We start from the raw sequence: 19,802 nt of genomic DNA, 5'->3' as shown, positions 1-19,802 counted from the left end.
CTCAAACAGCTTCGCCGCGCAACGAACGCGCGGCTGCAGAACTGCGGGCGGGGACCGTCCCGCGCCCGCACAACTCCCCACTCCTCGGGGACGACGAGGCCCTGCCGCTCGAGGTAGGCGATGAGCCGGTGCATGGTGTCCCCGGAGAGCACGTGCTCCATCAGGCACGCCTCGGCGTCGGCGGTCTGCGCCTCGACGCCGAGGTCGGACTCGAGGAAGGTCCTGAGCGCGCGGTGCGAGCGCCACACCGCGGCGGCGTAGGCGCGCCCCTCCTCGGTGAGGGTCACGCGGCCGTAGCGGCTCTGCTCGACCATCCCCGCCTCCTTGAGGGTGGAGAGCGCCTTGTTGACGCTCGCCTTGGAGACGCCGAGGCTCTCGGCGACGTCAACGGAGCGCACCGAGGGCCCGCCCGCGAGCGAGATGCGATAGATCGCCTCGAGGTAGTCCTCTCCCGCCTTGCTCAGGGTATGGGTGTCGTGGGTCGCTTCGCTCACGTCTGCCTCCTTCGCGCGCCTCGCCCGCCGCGCGCCTAGATCTCGTCCATGTCGGGGACCTCCACCCGCCTGACGCGGGCGCCGAGTCCCTGGAGCTTCTCGACGAACCCCTCGTAGCCGCGGTCGATGTGGTGGATGTCGGACACGCAGGTCACGCCGTCGGCGACCAGGCCCGCCATCACGAGCGCCGCGCCGCCGCGCAGGTCGGGCGACTTGACCTGGGTGCCCGAGAAGCCCGGCACGCCGTGCACGATGGCGTGGTGCCCCTCGATCACGATATCGGCACCCATGCGCGAGAGCTCGCTCGCGAACATGAAGCGGTTCTCGAAGACGTTCTCGGTGATGACGCAGCTGCCCTCGGCCAGCGCGAGCAGGCACATGGTCTGGGCCTGCATGTCGGTGGGAAAGCCCGGGAACGGCAGCGTCTGGATGTCGGTGGGGACGAGCGGGCGCTCGCGCCAGACCGTGCAGGCGTCCGTCTCGCGCTCGACCGAGGCCCCCATCTGCTCGAACTTCTTGAGGACGAGCCCCAGGTGGGCGGGCGAGAATCCCGTGACGCGCACCGGGTCTCCCGTGAGCGCGCCGACGGCCAGGAAGGTGCCCGCCTCGATGCGGTCGCCCACCACGCGGTGCGTGACCGGGTGGAGCTCGGAGACGCCCTCGATCTCGATCACGGGCGAGCCCGCGCCCGAGATCTTGGCGCCCATCTCGTTGAGCATCATCGCGAGGTCGACGATCTCGGGCTCGCGCGCGGCGTTGTCGATGGTGGTGACGCCCTCGGCGAAGACCGACGCCATCATCAGGTTCTCGGTGGCGCCCACGCTCGCGAAGGAAAGGGTCACGGTGTCGCCCCTGAGGCCGTGCGGCGCGTGGGCGTGGATGTTGCCGTGCTCCACGGAGAACTCGACGCCGAGGGCCTCGAGGCCGAGGATGTGCATGTCGATCTTGCGGGCGCCGATGTTGCACCCGCCCGGCATGGCCACGATGGCCTTCCCGAAGCGCGAGAGCAGGGGGCCCAGGACCGCGGTGGAGGCGCGCATCTGCGCGACGAGGTGATAGGGGGTCTCCCAGGAGTCCACCGACGAGGTGTCGATGCGCAGCTCGTGCTCGCTCACGACCTCGATGCGGGCCCCGATGTTCTTGAGGACCTTGCCCATGACGTGGACATCCGCGATGTTGGGGACGTTGGTGAGCGTGGTGACGCCCGGCGCCATGATGGTGGCGGCCATGAGCTTGAGCGCCGAGTTCTTGGCGCCCTCGACGCGCACCTCACCGGTGACCCTGTGGCCACCCTCGACCTGTATGACTTCCATGCGACCTCCGGGCGCGATACTAGCGGGGGCTCGACGCGGCGCTCACCTGCTTGAGCAGCAGGTTGCACCACCTGATCTTCCTCTCATAGTACGCCGCCCGGTGGTCTCCGTCATCCAGCGCGTCGCGCTGCTCGATCGCCTCGTCGCGCGTGCGGCGGACGACGTCGGCGTCGATGTCGTCGGTGCGACGGGCGTGGTCCGCGAGGATGATGACGCCGTCGTTGTCCACCTCGGCGTAGCCGCCCGAGACCACGACGTCGAACTCCTCGCCGCCGTCCTCCGGGCGCTTCCTGATGCGGACCACGCCATCCCCGAGCGCCACGATCTCGGGGGCGTGCCCGGGCCAGACCCCGAGCTCGCCCGCGTAGGTGACGAGCACGAGGCTGGCCACCGGTCCCTCGTAGAGGAGCCGGTCGGGGCGAACGAACTGGCAGTTGAGCTCGGCCATGTGCGTTAAGCCTGCGCCTTCTCGGTCGACTCCCCCTCGGCGGGGGCGGCCATCGCGGCCGCGCGGCGACGCACGTCCTCGATGGTGCCGGCATAGCGGAACGCCTGCTCCGGGAGATCGTCGCACTTGCCGTCGACGATCTCGGCGAACGAGCGGACGGTGTCCTCCACGGTCACGTAGGTCCCGGGGTTGCCCGTGAACTTCTCGGCGACGTGGAACGACTGGGAGAGGAACTGCTGGATCTTGCGGGCGCGCGCCACGACGTGCTGCTGCTCCTCGGAGAGCTCGTCCATGCCGAGGATGGCGATGATGTCCTGCAGGTCGGAGTACTCCTGCAGCGTCTCCTGGACGGCCATGGCCACGCGGTAGTGCTCCTCGCCCACGATCGACGGGTCGAGGGCCGAGCTGGAGCTGGCCAGCGGGTCGACCGCCGGGTAGATGCCCAGGTCGGTGATCGAGCGCGAGAGGACCGTGGTGGCGTCGAGGTGCGTGAACGTGGTGGCCGGCGCCGGGTCGGTGAGGTCGTCGGCGGGGACGTAGACGGCCTGGACCGAGGTGATGGAGCCCTCCTTGGTGGAGGTGATGCGCTCCTGGAGCTCGCCCATCTCGGTGGCCAGCGTGGGCTGGTAACCCACGGCCGACGGCATGCGGCCGAGAAGGGCCGAGACCTCGGAGCCGGCCTGCGAGAAGCGGAAGATGTTGTCGATGAACAGCAGGACGTCCTGGCCCTGGTCGCGGAAGTACTCCGCGGTGGTGAGGCCGGCCAGCGCCACGCGCATGCGGGCTCCGGGCGGCTCGTTCATCTGGCCGTAGACCAGGCAGGTCTTCTCGATGACGCCGGACTCGGTCATCTCGAGGTAGAGGTCGGTGCCCTCGCGCGTGCGCTCGCCGACGCCGGTGAAGACCGACGTGCCGCCGTGCTGCTGGGCGAGGTTGTTGATGAGCTCCTGGATGAGCACCGTCTTGCCGACGCCGGCGCCGCCGAACAGTCCCGTCTTGCCGCCGCGGACGTAGGGCTCGAGAAGGTCGATGGCCTTGATGCCCGTCTCGAAGATCTCCGTGGTGGTGGTCAGCTCGTCGAAGTCGGGCGCCGGGTGGTGGATCGGGTAGTACTGGACGTCGTCGGGCAGCTCGCCGCCGTCCACGGGCTGGCCCATGACGTTCCAGACGCGACCCAGCGTGGACGGACCGACCGGCATCATCATGGGGTGGCCGGTGTCGCGGACCTTGAGGCCGCGGGTGAGGCCGTCGGTCGAGGACATGGCCACGGTGCGGACCACGCCGCCCGGCAGCTGCGACTCGACCTCGAGCACGGTGCTCACGTGGCCGACGGGCGTGTCGCCGTCCACGACGAGCGCGGTGTAGATGCCGGGGACCTGGCCGTCGAACTTGACGTCCACGACGGGCCCGACGATGCGGACGATGGTGCCCACGCCGACCGTGCGGTTGAGCTTGTGGTACGCGGCCTCCTCGAGGGCGGTCCGCGTCTCCTGGTTCTTCTCTGCCATCAGTTGTCCTCCAATGCGGACGCGCCGCCGATGATCTCGTTGAGCTCGGTGGTGATGGAGCCCTGACGGACGCGGTTGTACGTGCGCTCGAGCGTGTCCAGGACCTCCCGGGCGTTGTCGGTCGCGGACTGCATGGCGCGACGGCGCGCGCCGTGCTCCGCCGCCGCCGAGTCGAGCAGCGCGTGGAAGATGACCGTCCTGAAGTAGGCGGGCATGAGCTGGCCCAGGACCTCCTCGGCCGAGGGGTCGAAGGCGAAGTCGGTGTAGGCGCGGCTCTTCACGTGGGAGAGCGCCTCCGGGTCGCGCGGCTTGTTGGGCATCGTGAGCTGCTCGCGCGTGATGGGCAGCAGCTGCTCGACGACCTGGGTCTGCTCGACGCGGTTCTTGGCGTGCCAGTAGTAGAGCACCACGCGGTCTATCTCGCCGGTGGCGTAGCCGCGCATGACGTAGGACGCGATGCGGTCGGCCTCGTCCTGGTTGGGCTCGGAGGAGATGCCGACGAACGACATGACCGGGGCCATCTTGCGGTACGTGAAGTACTCGGTGGGCTTGCGGCCGCACGTGATGACCGACGAGTCGACCCCCTTCGCCCGCAGGCGCCGCATCTCGGCCTCGACCGCGCGCTGCTGCACGATGTTGAAGCCGCCCGCGAGGCCCTTGTCGGACGCCACGAGGATGAACAGCACGTGGCGCTCCTCGGGGTGGCGCGCGAGCAGCGGCTGCGCCGAGCCGAAGCCCGCGCCCGCCACGTTGGCGAGCATGCGCGTGATGGCATCCTTGTAGGGCTCCGCCTCCTCGGCACGCACGAGCGCCTTGTGGATCCGCGCCGTGGAGATCATCTCCATCGTGCGCGTGATCTGCATCGTGCTCCTGATCGAGCCCATGCGGCGCTGTATCTCACGAAGGCTGGACATCTTCTACTGCTCCTGGCCGTCCAGCGGCTCGTGACCGCCCTCGGGCGGCGCCGACACGGTCTGCTCGGCGGCCTGCTCGACGTCCTCGGCGCGGCGCCGGTTGGGGTGCTCGGCGAGGAACTCCTTCTTGTAGCGCGCGATGCGGCCGCGCAGGCGCGCGGCGGTCGCGTCGTCGATCTTGCCCTTGAGCACCGCGGCGCGCAGCTTGGGGCAGTGCGTGGCCATGTACTTGGCCAGCCCGTCGCGGAACAGCGTCACGTTCTCGAGGTCGAGGTCGTCGAGGAAGTCCTCCTTGGCGGCGAAGATCGCGATGACCTGGTCGCGGACGTCGAGCGCCGAGAAGCGCTGCTGCTTGAGCATCTCCATGACGTGCGCGCCGTGGTTGAGCTGGTACTGCGTGGTGGCGTCGAGGTCGGAGCCGAACTGCGAGAAGGCCTGCTTCTCTCGATAGGCGGCCAGGTCCAGGCGCAGCGTGCCCACGACCTGCTTCATGGCCTTGATCTGGGCGTCGCCGCCCACGCGGCTGACCGAGATGCCCACGTCGACGGCCGGGCGCTGTCCCTGGAAGAACAGGTTGGACTGCAGGTAGATCTGGCCGTCCGTGATGGAGATCACGTTGGTGGGGATGTAGGCCGAGACATCGCCCTCCTGCGTCTCGATGATCGGGAGCGCCGTGAGCGAGCCGCCGCCGTTGGCGTCGGACAGCTTGCAGGCGCGCTCGAGCAAGCGCGAGTGCAGGTAGAAGATGTCGCCGGGGTAGGCCTCGCGTCCGGGCGGACGGTGCAGCGTCAGCGACATCTGGCGGTAGGCCACCGCCTGCTTGGAGAGGTCGTCGTAGACCACGAGCACGTGCCCGCCGGGGTGCTCCGCGTCGGCGGGGTTGCCGTGCTCGTCGTTGTACATGAAGTACTCGCCGATGGCGGCGCCCGCCATGGGGGCGATGTACTGCATCGGCGCGGACTCGGCGGCCGTGGCGGCCACGATGACCGTCTTGTCGAGGACGCCGTGCTGCGCGAGCGACTCGCGGATGGTCGCGACCGTGGAGGCCTTCTGGCCGATGGCCACGTAGATGCAGATCATGTCGGTCTCGCGCTGGTTCACGATGGCGTCGATGGCGATGGCCGTCTTGCCCGTCTTGCGGTCGCCGATGATGAGCTCGCGCTGGCCGCGGCCGATGGGCACCATAGCGTCGATGGCGAGAAGCCCGGTCTGCACCGGCTCGCACACCGGCTGGCGGTCCATGATGCCGGGGGCCTTGAACTCGATCGGGCGGCGGTGCGTGGCGTTGATCGGGCCGAGGCCGTCGATGGGCTGGCCGAGCGGGTTGACCACGCGGCCCAGCATGGCGTGGCCCACCGGGATGTCCATGACGCGCCCGGTGGTGCGGCACTCGTCGCCCTCCTTGATCTCCTCGGCGTCGCCGAAGAGAACCGCGCCCACGTCGTCCTGGTCGAGGTTCTGGACCAGGCCGTAGACGTCGAGGCCGGTGGACGAGCTCGTGAGCTTGAGCAGCTCGCCGGCCATGGCGGACTTCAGGCCCGAGATGCGGGCGATGCCGTCGGCGACCTCGGTGACGACGGAGGCCTCCTGGCGGTCGACCGTGGCGCTGATCTGCGCGAGCTCCTCGCGCAGCGTGCTCATGATCTTCTCTGAGCTGATGGTTTCCATTTATCGCTCCTCGCCCTCGATGAACGTCGAGGAAAGGGTCTTGCGGATGTTGGCGAGCTGCGCGCGCACCGAGGCGTCGTAGCGCTTGCCGCGCACCTCGAGCATGATGCCGCCGATGATGGACGGGTCCACGCGCTCCACCAGGTAGACCGGGGCGTTGAGGTCCTTCTCGGCCTTGGCGCGCACCTTGGCGCGCAGGTCGTCGTCGAGCGGGACGGCGGTGGTCACGGTCACCGAGACCGTGGTGTCCTGGGCGTCGAGAAGCTCCTTGTAGTGCTTGGCCACCTTCTCGATGAGACCCAGGTCGTCCTCGCGCTGCATGGCGGCGAGCGTCTCGAGCACCTCGGGGGTGAACTTCTGGGCGTGCTGCCACTGCACCAGGTCGGAGTTGGCGCGGCCCTCGGAGCGGGCCGCCTCCAGAAGCGCCCTGGTGTACGCCTCGATCTTCTCGGCGTCCTCGCGCTTAGTCGCCATCGGGGGCTCCCACTTCCGCGAGGTACCTCTCGGCAAGGCGGCGCTGCTCCTCCTCGGAGAGGTCGTTGCCGATGATCTTGCTCGCGATCTCAACGGAGAGGTCGACCACCGAGCCGGAGAGCTCGATCATGGCCTTGTGGCGCTCGGAGTCGACCGCGCCGTGCGCCTTGGAGATGATGTCCGCGGCCTCGCGCTGCGCCTTGGCGAGCACCTGGGAGCGGACCTCCTCGGCCTCCTTCTTGGCCTTGGCCACGATGGCGTCGGCCTCGTGGTGGGCCTCCAGGATCTTGGCCTCGTAGCTCTTGGCCTCCTCGGCGGCCTGGAGCTTGGACTGCTCGGCGGCGTCGAGGTCGTCCTGGATCTTCTGCTGGCGCTTTTCCATCATCTCGAGGACCGGCGGCCACACGAGCTTCTTCAGGACCACCAGGATGATGAGAAACGCGATGAGCGCCGGGATGAACTCGGCGGGCTTGGGGATCAGGATGTCCGCCCCCACCGCCGACTCCTCGGCGAACGCCGCGACCGGCGTGGCGCACGTGGCGACGCCCGCGACGACGGCCGCTCGGCCGAGCGACCTGAGTGTGCTGTTCTTCATGCGTGCCTCCACTTGGACGCCAGCCCTGTTACTTGACGATGAGGCTGACGACGAAGCCGATGAGGGCCAGGGCCTCGACGAAGGCCGAGCCCAGGATGAAGACCGTGAAGAGACGACCCTGGACCTCGGGCTGGCGGGCCATGCCCTGCGCGACGCCGCTGGCGGCCAGACCGATGCCGATGCCGGCACCGATGACACCGAGACCATAACCTACGACACCGAGAGCTCCCACTGTTCCTCCTTTGCCGGGCGCCCCGCCTGCGGGGCGCGCTCAGTGACAAACCTGTTTGACCTGCTATGCACGGCGGGCACGGGGCCCGCGGGATGCCCGCTGGGGCTAGTCCTCGTCGGACTCGGCGATCTGGATGTAGACCGAGGTGAGCAGCGCGAAGACGTACGCCTGGATGGCCGCAACCATGATCTCGACCACGTAGATGACGAGCAGGATGGCGACCCACAAAACCGACGCGCCCGCCTGGACGGCGGTGGCGGCCGAGAAGGCCTGGACCATCGGCTCGAAGAAGAGCGACGCGAGGATGGCGAAGGTGCCCATGACGACGTGGCCCGCGAAGAGGTTGCAGAAGAGTCGCACGGCCAGCGTGATGAGGCGCAGGATCGTGGAGAAGACCTCGATGAGCCACACCAGCGCGTTGAGCGGGAACATCACGCCCGCCGGCGCGAGGCTCTTGGCGTAGCCGAGCGCGCCGTGCTTCTTGATGCCGCAGGCGATGAAGTAGACGAACGAGCAGAGGGCGAGCGCCGCCGTGGTGGAGATGGTGCCCGTGCCCGGCTTGCAGCCCGGGATGATGCCGACGATGTTGTTGGCGAGCACGACGATGAAGACGGTGGCGATGAAGGGGAAGTGGCGCTTCCAGGAGTCGCCGAGCAGGCCCTTGCACATGTCGTCGCGGACGAACTCGACGAGGTACTCCATGCCGTTCACGAAGAAGCCCTGCGGGACGAGGCTGCGCGCCTGACGCGCCTTGAACACGAACAGGATGACGAGCATCAGGATGACGGCGAGCGCGAACCAGAACGAGTACTGCGTGAAGCCCACGGTGCCCAGGTCACCGAAGATGGCCTGAGACGTGAAGCTCGAGACGAGCTCGTTCACCTCCTCGCCCAGGCTGTCCAACGGATTGCCCACGCTATGTCCTCCCCTCAAGACCTACGCCCGGCCGTTGGCCGCGCGCCAGGCCCGTACCGCCTCGATGCCCCACAGCGCGAGGAACGAGGCGACCAGTGCCATCGCGAACACGAGGAACGTCTCCGGTGCGAGAGCATACCCCAGAAACAAGGCCACAAGCAGCGTCAGAAACGAGATCGCTATGCTGACGATGCCCGCGGCCAGACTCGTGCGCGCGCCTTTCCTCAGAGCCCCCTCGAACAGGACGGCCGGCGGGATGCTGCCAATCAGGGCAGCGAGCACGCCGAGCGTCGCGGCGATCGCCTGTCCCATCTGCGCCCTCCGGATCGAGCGGTTCCGAAAAGTGCGATTAGTCTAGCCCATCCCCGCGGGACGTCAAGGGGCCGGCGGACGCGCGCCCCCGTTTCGTCACATTGCCGCGAAACGGGGGCGCTGCTGAAAAGTGCCAGCTACTTGGTGCCGTAGATGCGGTCGCCCGCGTCGCCGAGACCGGGCAGGATGTAGGCGTGCTCGTTCAAGCAGCGGTCGAGGGCGCAGGTGTAGAGGCGCACGTCGGGGTCGAAGTCGAGCGTGGCACGCACGCCCTCGGGCGCCGAGACGAGCGTGAGGCAGCGGATGTCGCGCACGCCGGCGTCGCGCAGGAACTTGATCGCCGCGGTGAGCGAGCCGCCCGTGGCCAGCATCGGGTCGACCACCAGGCAGGTGCGGTTCTCGATGTCGGCCGGGAACTTGCAGTAGTACTGGTGCGGCTCGTGGGTCTCTGGGTCGCGGTACATGCCCACGTGGCCCACGCGCGCCGACGGCACGAGCTCGAGCAGGCCGTCGACCATGCCCATGCCGGCGCGCAGAATCGGGATGATGGCGACCTTCTTGCCGGCGAGCCGCTTGCACACGGTCCTCTCGAGCGGGGTCTCCACCTCCACGTCCTCGAGCGGGAAGTCGCGCATGGCCTCGTAGCCCTCGAAGATGGCCAGCTCGTTGACGAGCTCGCGGAACTGCTTGGTCGAGGTGTCCTTGTCGCGCAGGATGTGCAGCTTGTGCTGGACGAGCGGGTGGTCGATGACCGTGAAGCGGCTGGGATCGAACTCTTCTGCCATCATGTCTCCTTCGCGTCCCAAAGGGGGACAGGACCCTTTTGGGACAGTGCTCCCGTTTGCTGGCTCCGGCATGTCCCAAAAGGGTCCTGTCCCCCTTTGGGACGCTCCGACCTAGAGGCCGGGGTAGAGGGGGTGGGCCTCGAGAAGCTCGCGGACCTCGGCGGTCGCGCGGTCGAGCGAGACGCTGTCCTGCGCCCCGCGCACGACCTCGCCGATGAGCTCGCCCACGCGCTCGCACTCCACCTCGGAGAAGCCGCGCGTGGTGACGGCGGCCGACCCCACGCGGATGCCGCTCGTGACGAACGGCGAGCGCTTCTCGCCGGGGATCGTGTTCTTGTTGACCGTGATGCCCACGGAGTCGAGCACGCGCTCGGCGTCGCGGCCGGTGACCTCCCCCACCGGTGTGAGGTCGACGAGCAGCAGGTGGTTGTCCGTGCCGCCCGAGACCAGGCGCAGGCCGCGCGCCTCCATGCCGCGCCCGAGGGCGCGCGCGTTGGCCAGGATCGCGTCCGCGTAGTCGGAAAACTCCGGGCGCAGGGCCTCGCCGAAGGCCACCGCCTTGCCGGCGATCACGTGCTCGAGCGGGCCGCCCTGGCTGCCCGGGAAGACGGCGGAGTCGAGCCTCTTGGCGAGGTCGTCGTCGTTGGAGAGGATGAGGCCGCCGCGCGGGCCGCGCAGGGTCTTGTGCGTGGTGGAGGTCACCACGTCGGCGCACGGCACCGGCGAGGGGTGGCGCCCGGTGGCCACCAGGCCCGCGATGTGGGCCATGTCCACCATGAGCGCCGCGCCGACGCCGTGGGCGATCTGGGCGAAGCGCTCGAAGTCGATGGTGCGCGGGTAGGCGGAGGCGCCCGCGATGATCACCTTGGGGCGCTCGGCCTCGGCGAGCGCGGCCACGGCGTCGTAGTCGATGCGCTCGGTGACGGAGTCCACACCGTACGAGACGACCTCGTAGAGCTTACCCGAGAAGTTGGCCGGCGAGCCGTGCGTGAGGTGGCCGCCGTTGTCGAGCGCCATGCCCATGATCTTCTCGCCGGGCTTGACCAGGGCCGAGAGGGCCGCGTAGTTGGCCTGGGCCCCGGAGTGGGGCTGCACGTTGGCGTGAGCCGCCCCGAAGAGCCGGCAGGCGCGGTCGCGCGCGAGGTTCTCGACCTCGTCAACGGCCCAGCAGCCGCCGTAGTAGCGCTTGCCGGGCAGGCCCTCGGCGTACTTGTTGGTGAGCGGGGACCCCACCGCCTCCATCACGGCCTCGGAGACGAAGTTCTCGGAGGCGATGAGCTCGATGGAGGAGCGCTGGCGGCGCAGCTCGTCGTCGATGGCGGAGAAGACCTCGGGGTCGGATGCGCTCAGGTGCTCGTAGGTCATGGGCTGCCTCCTTTTACGAACGCGCCCGCGGGGCGCGGGCGCGTCTTGGCTACATTCCGAAGTCGGCGGGGACGCCGGGGAAGTCGGGGTCGTCCTCGCGCATGATCTTCTCGACGCGCCCGGTGTGCCGGCCGCCGGAGAACTCGGTGGTGAGGAAGGTGTCGACGATGGCCTCGTTGTCCATCAGCGAGACGAAGCGCCCCGACAGGCCCACGACGTTGGCGTCGTTGTGCTCGCGGGCCAGGCGCGCGAACTCGACGGTCTGCACGGGCACCGCGCGGATGCCGGCGACCTTGTCGGCCGTCATGGAGATGCCGATGCCCGTGCCGCAGATGAGCACGCCACGGTCGGCCTGGCCGGAGGCGACGAGGCGGGCGACCTTGTCCGCAAAGTCGGGGTAGTCGCAGCGCGCGTCCGTGGCGGGGCCGCAGTCTATGACCTCGTGGCCCAGCGAGCGCAGGTAATCCGCAATCGGGGCCTTCTGAAGAAACCCGGCGTGGTCCGAGCCGATGGCGATACGCATGTGTCCTCCCGTCGTCGCGTGCGTACCCGACCAGAGTAGCACGACGGGGCCCCGGGGGACCTAGGCGCGGGCGGCGAGAAGGACCTCGGCCTCGCCGAGCGCGCCGGCGCGCAGGACGCGCGGAGCGGCCCCCGTGGCGTCGACGATCGTGGAGGCGACGCCCACCGGGGCGGGGCCCGCGTCGAGCGTGAGGTCGGCGGCCTCGACGATGGCGGGCTCGACGCCGTGGCCCGAGGTCGCGGCCGGCGCGCCGTGGGTGTTGGCGCTCGTCTGGGCGAGCGGGGCGCCGACGGCGCGCACGAGCGCCCGGCAGAGCTCGGAGCCCGGCACGCGCAGGGCGATCGTGGCGGGATCGCCCGCGGCGGCGGCCTGGGCGTACTCGGGCGGGACCGCGGCGGAGGCGCGCACGACGAGCGTGAGGGCGCCGGGCCAGTGCGCGGCGGCGAGCCGGTGCGCCCACGCGGGCACGTCCGTGCCGTAGACGTCCAGGTCGGAGGGGTCCGCGACGAACCACGGCAGGGTCTGCGCACGGTCGCGGCGCTTGATTCGGAAGATGCGGTCGTGGGCGGGGTTGCCCGGCGTGGCCGCGCAGGCGAGGCCGTAGACGGAGTCGGTGGGGACCACGAGCACGCCGCCGGCGCGCAGCGCGGCCGCGGCCCGCGCGAGGGTCGCGGCGTCGGGCGCCTGCTGGCTCACGGGGACGACGGCGCCCACGGCTAGCCCTCCCTCACGGCCACGAGCACGCGCGGGCGGTGCGTGAGGTCCTCGCGGACCTCGACCGTCGCCCAGCCGCCCTGGGCGCGCGCGAGCTCGGCGGCCTGGTCGAGCGAGTCCTCGAAGAGCTCGACGGCGAGCGTGCCGCCCGGCTCGAGGGCGCGGGGTGCGAGCTCGAGCAGGCGCCGGAACACGTCGAGCCCGTCGGCGCCGCCGTCGAGCGCCAGGGCGGGCTCGTGGTCTGCCACCTCCGCGGGCACCTCGGTGCGCAGGACGTCCGTGGGGATGTAGGGCGGGTTGGAGACGAGCACCGAGAAGGTGCCCATGAGCCCGGCGTCCACGCCGTCGGCGAGGTCGCAGCGGACGATGTCCACGGCGTCGTCGAGGCCGAGGGCGCCGCGGTTGCGCTCCGCGAGCGCCACGGCGCGCTCGGAGAGGTCGGTAGCCGTGACGCGCGTGCCGGGCCGCTCCGAGGCTATGGAGAGCGCGATGCAACCGGTGCCGGTGCCCACCTCGAGCACGCGGACGGCGCGCTCGGCGGGGTCGCCCTTCTCGGCGTCCGGGGCCTTCTCGGCGCGGGCCGCGGCGCGGTCCACGCCCTCAAGCGCGGCGTCCACGAGCACCTCGGTCTCGGGGCGCGGGATGAGCACGCCCTCCTCGCAGCGCAGGACGATGTGGCGGAAGGGCATCTCGCCGGTCACGTACTGCAGCGGCTCGCCGGCGGCGCGCCGCTCGATGGCGGCGTGCATGGCATCGAGCTCCGGGCGCTCGAGCGGGCGGTCGAAGTTGACGTAGAGCTCGACGCGCGAGAGCCCGGTCACGTGGCAGAGCAGCCACTCGGCCGAGAGGCGCGGGTGCTCGTCCCCCTTGCGCTCCAGGTAGCCGCTCGTCCAGTCGAGGACGCGCTTGATGGTCCAGGGCTGCTGCGACATGGTGCCTCTCGCCCGCTACGCCGCGGCCTCGGCGAGCTTCTCGGCGCGGTCGGCGGCGGCCAGGGCCTCGATCACGCTCGGCAGCGCGTCGCCGAGCAGCACGCCATTGTAGGTGCTGTTGAAGCCGATGCGGTGGTCGGTCACGCGGTCCTGTGGCTGGTTGTAGGTGCGGATCTTCTCGGAGCGGTTGCCGTGGCCGATCTGGCTGAGGCGCTCGGCGCCCTGCTCGGCCTGCTGCCTCTCGAGCTCCACCTCGTAGAGGCGGGCGCGCAGCATCTGCATGCAGACCTCGCGGTTCTGGATCTGCGAGCGCTGGTCCTGCGACTGCACCACGGTGTTGGTGGGCAGGTGCGTGATGCGCACCGCCGAGTAGGTGGTGTTGACGCACTGGCCGCCGGGGCCGGAGGCGCAGTAGGTGTCGATACGCAGGTCGCCCGGGTCGATCTGGATGTCGATCTCGTCGGCCTCGGGCAGCACCGCCACGGTGGCCGTGGAGGTCTGGATGCGGCCCTGGCTCTCGGTCTTGGGCACGCGCTGGACGCGGTGCACGCCGGACTCGTACTTGAGCACGGAGTAGACCTTGTCGCCGGTGACCTTGAACTCGATGGTCTTGAAGCCGCCGGCCTCGCTCGGGCTGGACGAGAGCACCTCGACCTTCCAGCCGCGGTGCTCGCAGAAGCGCTCGTACATCTTGAAGAGGTCGCCGGCGAAGATGGCGGCCTCGTCGCCGCCCACGCCGGCGCGAATCTCGACGATCGTGTCCTTCTCGTCGTTGGGGTCGCCGGGGATGAGCATGATCTTGATGTCATCCTCGAGCCCGGGGAGCTTGGCCTCGTTGGCGGCGATGTCCTCCTGGAGCATGGCCTTCTCGTCGGCGTCGGCCTCGTGGAGCATCTCCTTGGCGGCCTCGATGTCGTCGAGCGCGCCCAGGTACTCGCGGGCCTTGGCCACGAGGTCGGCCTGGCTGGCGTGCTCCTTGGCCAGGCGCGCGTACTCCTTGGGGTCGGACACCACGGACGGGTCCATGAGGCGCTTCTCGAGCTCCTCGTAGGCCTGGATGATCTTCAGCAGCTTGTCACGCATGGTTTCTCCTTGGGTGCGGCAGGTGGGCGGGCGGCGCCGGCGCCCGGGCGGGCGCGGCGGGGTCTCGCGCGGCTAGAGCATGTCGAACCTGCTGTACATGGCCACCCCCACGGGTCTCGTGTCCTCCAACGTTTCATCATACCCCGGAACGCACGCGCTCACGGGCGGCGCGGGCGCGCCTACGAGCCCTCCATGACCGGGCACGACGGGTGTGCGACACTGGTGGCGACGAGAGGAGACACCATGGCCGAGCCCGAGGGCACGCGAGAAGAGCGGGACGAGCGCCCGGACGACACGGTGGCCGGGCGGACCGCGCGGCTGGAGGAGCGGGGCGCGCGACGGCGCGGCGGACCCCGCCGGTGACGCCCGCCCCGCGGGCGGCGCGGGCGAGCCGAGCGGCGACACCGTGCGACGGCCGCTGGTCGACGTCGGCGAGCCCGCGTCCCCGGGCACGGACGGGACGGCCCCGACGCCGACGCGGGCCGCGCGCGCCGCCGCGTGGGTGCGCTCGCACGTCCCGGCGGTCGCCGCGCTCGGCGTCGCGGCCGTGGCCATCGTCGCGCTTCTCGTTGCTGCGCTGGTCAACGCCACCGCCGTGCCCGACGCGGCCACGATCGAGGCCGACGCGCGCGCCGCGCTCTCGGCACCCTCCTACGCCGGGGGCACCTACGGGACCGACGGCGTGCTCGTGACGCGCGACGTTGACGTGCGCTCGGTCAGGCGAACCGACGCGGCCCCCGAGGACGCCGACGCGCGCTTCGGCGCCTCGGGCTACGCGACCGCCGAGGTGGTGGTCACCTTCGCGGGCCAGGGCGTAAGCGCCGACCAGGCAGCGACGCTGGGCTACGCGCTCGTGGACGGCGCCTGGGAGCGCGTGGGCGACGCGCGGGTCGGCAGCCTCGCGTGGCGCGCCACGTCCGGCGTCGACCAGGAGCGGGTCGCGCGCAACGCGAGCCTGCTGCTGCGACGCGTCGACGCCGCGCGGGGCTGGGACGGCTCGGACGGCCTGCCCACCCTCGAGGAGCTCTACGCCGACGCCGACGCGACCGTGTCCTCCGAGGCGTTCGACGAGCAGGCGCAGACCGACGTCGTGGAGCTGTCACTCGAGCGGGCCGGCAGCTACGAGACGTACGCCTGTACCTTGCGCGCGACCTTCTCGTTCTCACCGGCGAGCGGCCGCTGGGAGGTCTCGTCGGCCGAGGTTGACGACGGCGCGCGCACGCCGGACCTGAGCGCGCTCGTGGGAACCTGGACCGGCACGTTCCAGCGCCAGGACACCGAGGGGAACAAGTGCCTGGCCGGGCGTGCGGCCGGGCTCACCGTGACCGTGGAGGGGGCCTCGGCCGAGGGCGGAGCGCCCACGCTCACGGGCACGATCAGCGGGCTGGCGCACTATCACGCGCACCCCGGCCGGGACAGCGAGTCCTGCGAGGGCGACCTCGCGTTCGACGACGTGCCGTTCACCGCAACGCTCGTGGAGGACGAGACGGGCAGCGAGCTGGCCTTCTCGGCGACGCTGCCCGAGGACGTGGGCGGCACCGTGGGCGTGGCGCTCGGCTTTGGCACGGGCGACGACGCCGGCCAGGTGGTGGCCCGCGTGCGGACCACCTTCCCGCACACGGCGAGCTTCCTGTTCATCCCCTACGACGAGACGCTGACCTACACCGACGTCTTCACGCTCGCGAAGGAGGAGTGACGGTCGCGCTGACGCGACGTCCTTCTCGCTGCGCGTGACACCGCCTCGTTGTCGCAGCGCTGACCAAATAACGCGCAGAATCGGACATGCGCGTTATTTTTACCTGCGGATATAGAAAGTTGTGCTTGATTCTGCGCGTTATCCGGCCGACAACGCATTGGTGCACAAAAGACGACGCCCCGTCCCCTCGCGCGGCGAGAAGGACGGGGCGCCGTGGCGTTCCCGCATGCGAGGAGGCTACTCGGCCTCGGTGGCCTCCGGCTCAGCGGCGACCTCGGCCTCGGCGGGAGCCTCCTCGGCAGCCTCGGCGGCCTTGGCGGCGGCAGCGGCCTCAGCCTTCTTGGCGTACTCGGCGGCGCGCTTGGCCTTCTCGGCGGCCTTGGCCTCCTTGGCGGCCTTCTTGGCGGCGGCCTCCTCGGCAGCCTTGGCGGCGCGGGCGGCCTTGGCCTCCTCGGCCTTCTTCAGCTGGGCGGCAGCGGCGCCACCGAACTTGTCGGCGAAGCGCTGGACGCGGCCGCCGGTGTCAACGAGCTTCTGGGTGCCGGTGTAGAACGGGTGGCACTTGTCGCACAGGTCGACCGTCATCTCGCTCTTGGTGGAGCGGGTCTTCCAGGTGTTGCCGCAGGTGCAACGGACGGTGCACTCCACGTAGTCGGGGTGGATACCTTGCTTCATGGCAGGACTCCTCACGATCGGCCCTGGTTTCCGACCAGGGCGGGGGTTCGCCTCGGTTTCCGACCGAGGCACAGTAGCTGTAGGAGTATATCAGATGGCTTGTGGCGCGGGTGTGGAGAAGCGCCGGGCCTCTCGGCCGCGCGTCGCCCGGGACGAGCGAGAGGTCCGCGTCGGGACGCGATGCGTACAATGGGCCCACCACGGAATCGCGCGAACGGGAGGCGCCATGTTCCTTGCCATCGACGTCGGCAACACGCAGACCACGCTCGGCCTCTTTGACGGGGACGGGTCGCTCGTGCACGGCTGGCGCATGGCGACCGACGCCACCGACACCTCCGACGCGCTGCACGCGCGCCTCTTCACGTACCTCATGAAGGACGGCCTCGAGCTGGGCCTCGTGGACGGCGCGGGCGTCGCCTCGGTGGTGCCGGCGCTCGAGCGCGCGTGGCGGCGCTGTCTGGGAGGTCACCTCGGCCGCGAGCCGCTGGTCGTGCGACCCGGCCACGACTGCGGCCTGGAGATCGCCATGCCGCAGCCGCGCCAGGTGGGCGCGGACCGCATCGCCAACGCCGTTGCCGCGCGCGCGACCTACGGCGCCCCGGTCATCGTGGTCGACTTTGGCACCGCCACCAACATCGACGTGGTGGACGCAGCCGGCCGCTACCGCGGGGGCGCCATCTCGCCGGGCCTCATGCTGTCCGCCGGCGCGCTCGTGTCGCGCGCTGCCAAGCTGGCGAGCATCCCCGTCGAGGCGCCCGCCCACGCGCTGGGCGACACCACCGAGACCGCCATGCAGTCGGGCCTGGTCATCGGGGCGGCGGCGCAGGCGGAGGGCCTCGTCGCCCGCATCAGGGACGAGATCGGTGCGCCGACGGCCACCGTGGTGGGCACCGGCGGGCTGGCGCGCACGGTGGCGCAGGCGACGACGCTCTTCGACGCCATCGACCCCGACCTCACCCTGCGCGGCATCCGCGAGATCTGGCTCCGGGAGCGCGAGCGGGACTAGGGGACGCGGCGGAGCTCGGCCTGCTCGGGGGCCACCTCGATCTCGCGCGCGCCGTCGTCGAGCCGGACCGTGGCGCGGCCCCACACGTCCACACCGGCCAGCGTGCCCCGCGCGAGCGCGCGCCCGCCGCGCACGACCTCGACCTTCTCGCCCATGCCGAGAAGCGCGTCGAAGTAGTCGCCCAGCACCGGCGCGAGCGGACCAGCCGCGGCGCGACCCGCGGCGACGTCGGTGACCCACGCATCGACGGCGGCACGCGCGGCGGCCTCCACCGCGGCGGCGTCGAGCTCGCGACCCTCCTCCGCGGCGACCTCGCACGTCACGTAGATGCCGTCGTCATCGTAGCCGGCACGGCCGCGCACCGCGGCGAGCGGCGCGCCCTCGTCCGACACGACGCCGTGGGGCCAGATCACCCGGCCCCCCAGCGCCCGCGCCACGGCCAGCGCGCAGACGAACGGCGTGCCGGTCACGTGCCCCATCGGCACGGCAGGACGCAGGGTGAACGACGCTACTCCCACGCGACCTCCCCCAGGTCGGCCGTCACGTGCCCCACGCGGTCGTCGCGCGGGACCACCTCGACGCCCGCGTGCGCAAGGAAGCGCTCGGGGTCGTGCATGAGGTCCTCCATCGGCACGATCACGTAGTCCCGCTCGCCGAGGTGGGGGTGCGGCAGGGTGAGGCGGCGCCCGGCGTGCGTCTCCCCCTCCACCCACGCGAGGTCGCAGTCGATGGTGCGCGGCCCGGTGCCCGGCTTCTTCTTGCCGCGGCGCGCGCTCGCGGCCGCCGCGCCCTTCTCGCCGTCCGCCGGCTTCTCGCGGATGCGGCCCATCTGGTCCTCGACCTCGAGCAGCTTGCCCATGAGCACGAGCGGGTGCAGCTCGGTGCGAATCTCGGCCACGGCGTTGGCCACCGGCGTCGCGATGCCGTAGGCGGGCTCGGTCTCGTACGCGTGACTGACGCTGACCACGCAGGTGAGCGGGATCTCGTCGATGAGCTGGGCCGCGCGCGCGAGGTTGCCCACGCGGTTGCCCACGTTGGACCCCAGGCTCACGAAGCCCTGGCGCGCGTCCTTGTGCGAGACGGCCCAGTAGGCGTTCACCGCCTGAGAGACGCCCGCCACGTCGTGGACACGCAGGATGCGCGCGCCGTTCTCGAGCGCCGCCACGCACACGCCCGCCGTGGCCGCGTCACGCTCCGGGGCCTCGGCCACGCCGGAGATCGCACCCACGAAGCGCTTGCGCGACACGGCGCACATGAGCGGGTAGCCCATCGAGACCATCGAGCGCGTGGCCCGCTGGATCACCACGTCCTCGTCGGCGAACTTGTCGAAGCCGGCGCCCGGGTCGAGGCAGATGCGGTCGCGCGACACGCCGGCGCGCACGAGCGTGCGAGCCTGGTCGCCGAGAAAGCCCATGACCTGGCGCATGATCGGCGCCTGATCGGGCAGGGTGAAGCGGTGCTGGGACGTCGCGGGGCGCGGCAGCGCCGTGCCGTTGGGCCGGCTCTGGTCGAGCAGGACCTGACGGCGCGTGGCGTGCGTGCCCAGGCCGCCCTGGTCCCAGTGCGTCACGACGCAGCCGCAGCCGGTGTCCGCGGCCACGGCCACCATGTCGGGGTCGGTGAAGCCGGTGACGTCGTTGACGATGGAGGCGCCCAGCCGCACGCACATGCGCGCGACCTCGGCGTGGCGCGTGTCTATGGAGACCACCGCGCCCGCCTCCACGAGCGCGCGCACCACGGGCACCACGCGCTCGGCCTCCTCCTGCGCGGGCACGGGGGTGTGCCCGGGCCGCGTGGACTCGCCGCCCACGTCGATGATGTCCGCGCCCTCGTCGAGCATCGCGAGACCCCGCGCGATCGCCGCGTCGTGGTCGAGGTTCTCGCCGCCGTCCGAGAACGAGTCGGGGGTCACGTTGAGAATGCCCATGATGCGCGGCCGCGCGAGCGAGATCTCGTGCGCGCCGCAGCGCCAGGTCGCGAAGTTCTCTCTGAGCATGGATTCCTCCTCGGACGCGTCATTCCGACCATTGTACCCGGGCGCGCGCCTGACCGCGGGGCGAGAAGGTCCGGCATCCACTCCGCCCGCTCGCGGGGGCGGGGACAAGGCTCGGCGCTCAAACAGCTTGCCGAGAAGGACGCTCGGCAAGAAC

At 70.8% G+C, this 19,802-nt stretch carries 22 protein-coding genes; 2 read left to right on the top strand and 20 right to left on the bottom strand.

All coding sequences use genetic code 11. The features are described 5' to 3' along the window. The 17 genes from ACWTSU_RS00955 to prfA all read right to left on the bottom strand — a co-directional run. The coding region (locus ACWTSU_RS00955) for a metal-dependent transcriptional regulator (protein WP_455138033.1) at positions 1-494 on the bottom strand (494 nt) is incomplete at its 3' end. A gap of 35 nt (positions 495-529) precedes the next feature. After that, positions 530-1,807 (bottom strand): UDP-N-acetylglucosamine 1-carboxyvinyltransferase, encoded by a 1,278-nt coding sequence (gene murA / locus ACWTSU_RS00950; protein ID WP_455138032.1) that lies wholly within the window; start codon positions 1,805-1,807, stop codon positions 530-532. Between the two features lie 19 nt (positions 1,808-1,826). After that, entirely contained in the window at positions 1,827-2,255 is a 429-nt protein-coding gene (gene atpC, locus ACWTSU_RS00945) for an ATP synthase F1 subunit epsilon (protein ID WP_455138031.1), read from the bottom strand. 5 nt (positions 2,256-2,260) lie between these two features. Next, on the bottom strand, positions 2,261-3,763 hold the full coding sequence (gene atpD, locus ACWTSU_RS00940) for a F0F1 ATP synthase subunit beta (protein WP_455138030.1): 1,503 nt from the start codon (positions 3,761-3,763) through the stop codon (positions 2,261-2,263). After that, complete coding sequence (gene atpG / locus ACWTSU_RS00935) at positions 3,763-4,677, bottom strand: ATP synthase F1 subunit gamma (RefSeq protein ID WP_455138029.1); 915 nt, start codon at positions 4,675-4,677, stop codon at positions 3,763-3,765. The genes atpD and atpG overlap by 1 nt, the downstream gene beginning before the upstream one ends. 3 nt (positions 4,678-4,680) lie before the next feature. Beyond that, on the bottom strand, positions 4,681-6,345 hold the full coding sequence (gene atpA / locus ACWTSU_RS00930; RefSeq protein WP_455138028.1) for a F0F1 ATP synthase subunit alpha: 1,665 nt from the start codon (positions 6,343-6,345) through the stop codon (positions 4,681-4,683). Continuing rightward, the gene (locus ACWTSU_RS00925) at positions 6,346-6,819 is read right to left on the bottom strand and encodes a F0F1 ATP synthase subunit delta (RefSeq protein ID WP_455138027.1); all 474 of its coding nucleotides are present in this window, start codon (positions 6,817-6,819) and stop codon (positions 6,346-6,348) included. Continuing rightward, positions 6,809-7,414 (bottom strand): F0F1 ATP synthase subunit B, encoded by a 606-nt coding sequence (gene atpF / locus ACWTSU_RS00920; RefSeq protein WP_455138026.1) that lies wholly within the window; start codon positions 7,412-7,414, stop codon positions 6,809-6,811. Before atpF ends, ACWTSU_RS00925 begins: the two co-directional genes overlap by 11 nt. Before the next feature lie 28 nt (positions 7,415-7,442). After that, positions 7,443-7,646, bottom strand: coding sequence for an ATP synthase F0 subunit C (gene atpE / locus ACWTSU_RS00915; protein WP_075278954.1), 204 nt, complete (start codon positions 7,644-7,646; stop codon positions 7,443-7,445). Positions 7,647-7,751: 105 nt separating this feature from the next. Continuing rightward, positions 7,752-8,561 (bottom strand): F0F1 ATP synthase subunit A, encoded by an 810-nt coding sequence (gene atpB / locus ACWTSU_RS00910; protein ID WP_455138025.1) that lies wholly within the window; start codon positions 8,559-8,561, stop codon positions 7,752-7,754. Positions 8,562-8,582: 21 nt separating this feature from the next. Further along, on the bottom strand, positions 8,583-8,873 hold the full coding sequence (locus tag ACWTSU_RS00905; protein ID WP_455138024.1) for a hypothetical protein: 291 nt from the start codon (positions 8,871-8,873) through the stop codon (positions 8,583-8,585). A 137-nt stretch (positions 8,874-9,010) separates the two neighbouring features. Then, positions 9,011-9,658 (bottom strand): uracil phosphoribosyltransferase, encoded by a 648-nt coding sequence (upp, locus tag ACWTSU_RS00900; RefSeq protein ID WP_455138023.1) that lies wholly within the window; start codon positions 9,656-9,658, stop codon positions 9,011-9,013. A 111-nt stretch (positions 9,659-9,769) separates the two neighbouring features. Continuing rightward, positions 9,770-11,023, bottom strand: a complete 1,254-nt coding sequence (glyA, locus tag ACWTSU_RS00895; RefSeq protein ID WP_455138022.1) for a serine hydroxymethyltransferase — start codon at positions 11,021-11,023, stop codon at positions 9,770-9,772. Between the two features lie 49 nt (positions 11,024-11,072). Then, positions 11,073-11,546 carry a ribose 5-phosphate isomerase B gene (gene rpiB / locus ACWTSU_RS00890; RefSeq protein ID WP_455138021.1) on the bottom strand — a complete coding sequence of 158 codons (474 nt, stop codon included), beginning with the start codon at positions 11,544-11,546 and terminating at the stop codon, positions 11,073-11,075. Between the two features lie 60 nt (positions 11,547-11,606). Next, a complete protein-coding gene (locus tag ACWTSU_RS00885) occupies positions 11,607-12,260 on the bottom strand; it encodes an L-threonylcarbamoyladenylate synthase (protein WP_455138020.1) in 654 nt (217 codons plus the stop codon). A gap of 2 nt (positions 12,261-12,262) precedes the next feature. Further along, complete coding sequence (prmC, locus tag ACWTSU_RS00880; protein WP_455138019.1) at positions 12,263-13,192, bottom strand: peptide chain release factor N(5)-glutamine methyltransferase; 930 nt, start codon at positions 13,190-13,192, stop codon at positions 12,263-12,265. Positions 13,193-13,207: 15 nt separating this feature from the next. Continuing rightward, the gene (gene prfA, locus ACWTSU_RS00875; protein ID WP_455138018.1) at positions 13,208-14,275 is read right to left on the bottom strand and encodes a peptide chain release factor 1; all 1,068 of its coding nucleotides are present in this window, start codon (positions 14,273-14,275) and stop codon (positions 13,208-13,210) included. Positions 14,276-14,681: 406 nt separating this feature from the next. Between prfA and ACWTSU_RS00870 the strand changes: the two genes are divergently transcribed. Beyond that, positions 14,682-15,971 carry a hypothetical protein gene (locus ACWTSU_RS00870; protein ID WP_455138017.1) on the top strand — a complete coding sequence of 430 codons (1,290 nt, stop codon included), beginning with the start codon at positions 14,682-14,684 and terminating at the stop codon, positions 15,969-15,971. 237 nt (positions 15,972-16,208) lie between these two features. Here ACWTSU_RS00870 and rpmE read toward each other — a convergent pair whose 3' ends face one another. Further along, positions 16,209-16,646, bottom strand: a complete 438-nt coding sequence (gene rpmE / locus ACWTSU_RS00865) for a 50S ribosomal protein L31 (protein ID WP_455138016.1) — start codon at positions 16,644-16,646, stop codon at positions 16,209-16,211. 226 nt (positions 16,647-16,872) lie between these two features. Here rpmE and ACWTSU_RS00860 point away from each other — a divergent pair, with 226 nt between their 5' ends. Further along, positions 16,873-17,652, top strand: a complete 780-nt coding sequence (locus ACWTSU_RS00860) for a type III pantothenate kinase (RefSeq protein ID WP_455138015.1) — start codon at positions 16,873-16,875, stop codon at positions 17,650-17,652. Here ACWTSU_RS00860 and ACWTSU_RS00855 read toward each other — a convergent pair. Together ACWTSU_RS00855 and folP are read right to left on the bottom strand one after the other, a co-directional pair. Continuing rightward, complete coding sequence (locus ACWTSU_RS00855; RefSeq protein ID WP_455138014.1) at positions 17,649-18,170, bottom strand: hypothetical protein; 522 nt, start codon at positions 18,168-18,170, stop codon at positions 17,649-17,651. The genes ACWTSU_RS00860 and ACWTSU_RS00855 overlap by 4 nt on opposite strands. Next, positions 18,161-19,648, bottom strand: coding sequence for a dihydropteroate synthase (gene folP / locus ACWTSU_RS00850; protein WP_455138013.1), 1,488 nt, complete (start codon positions 19,646-19,648; stop codon positions 18,161-18,163). Before folP ends, ACWTSU_RS00855 begins: the two co-directional genes overlap by 10 nt. Positions 19,649-19,802: the final 154 nt, after the last annotated feature.

The sequence above is a fragment of the Thermophilibacter sp. genome (genome assembly GCF_966187215.1).
This window is presented reverse-complemented; position numbering and strand designations above follow the sequence as displayed.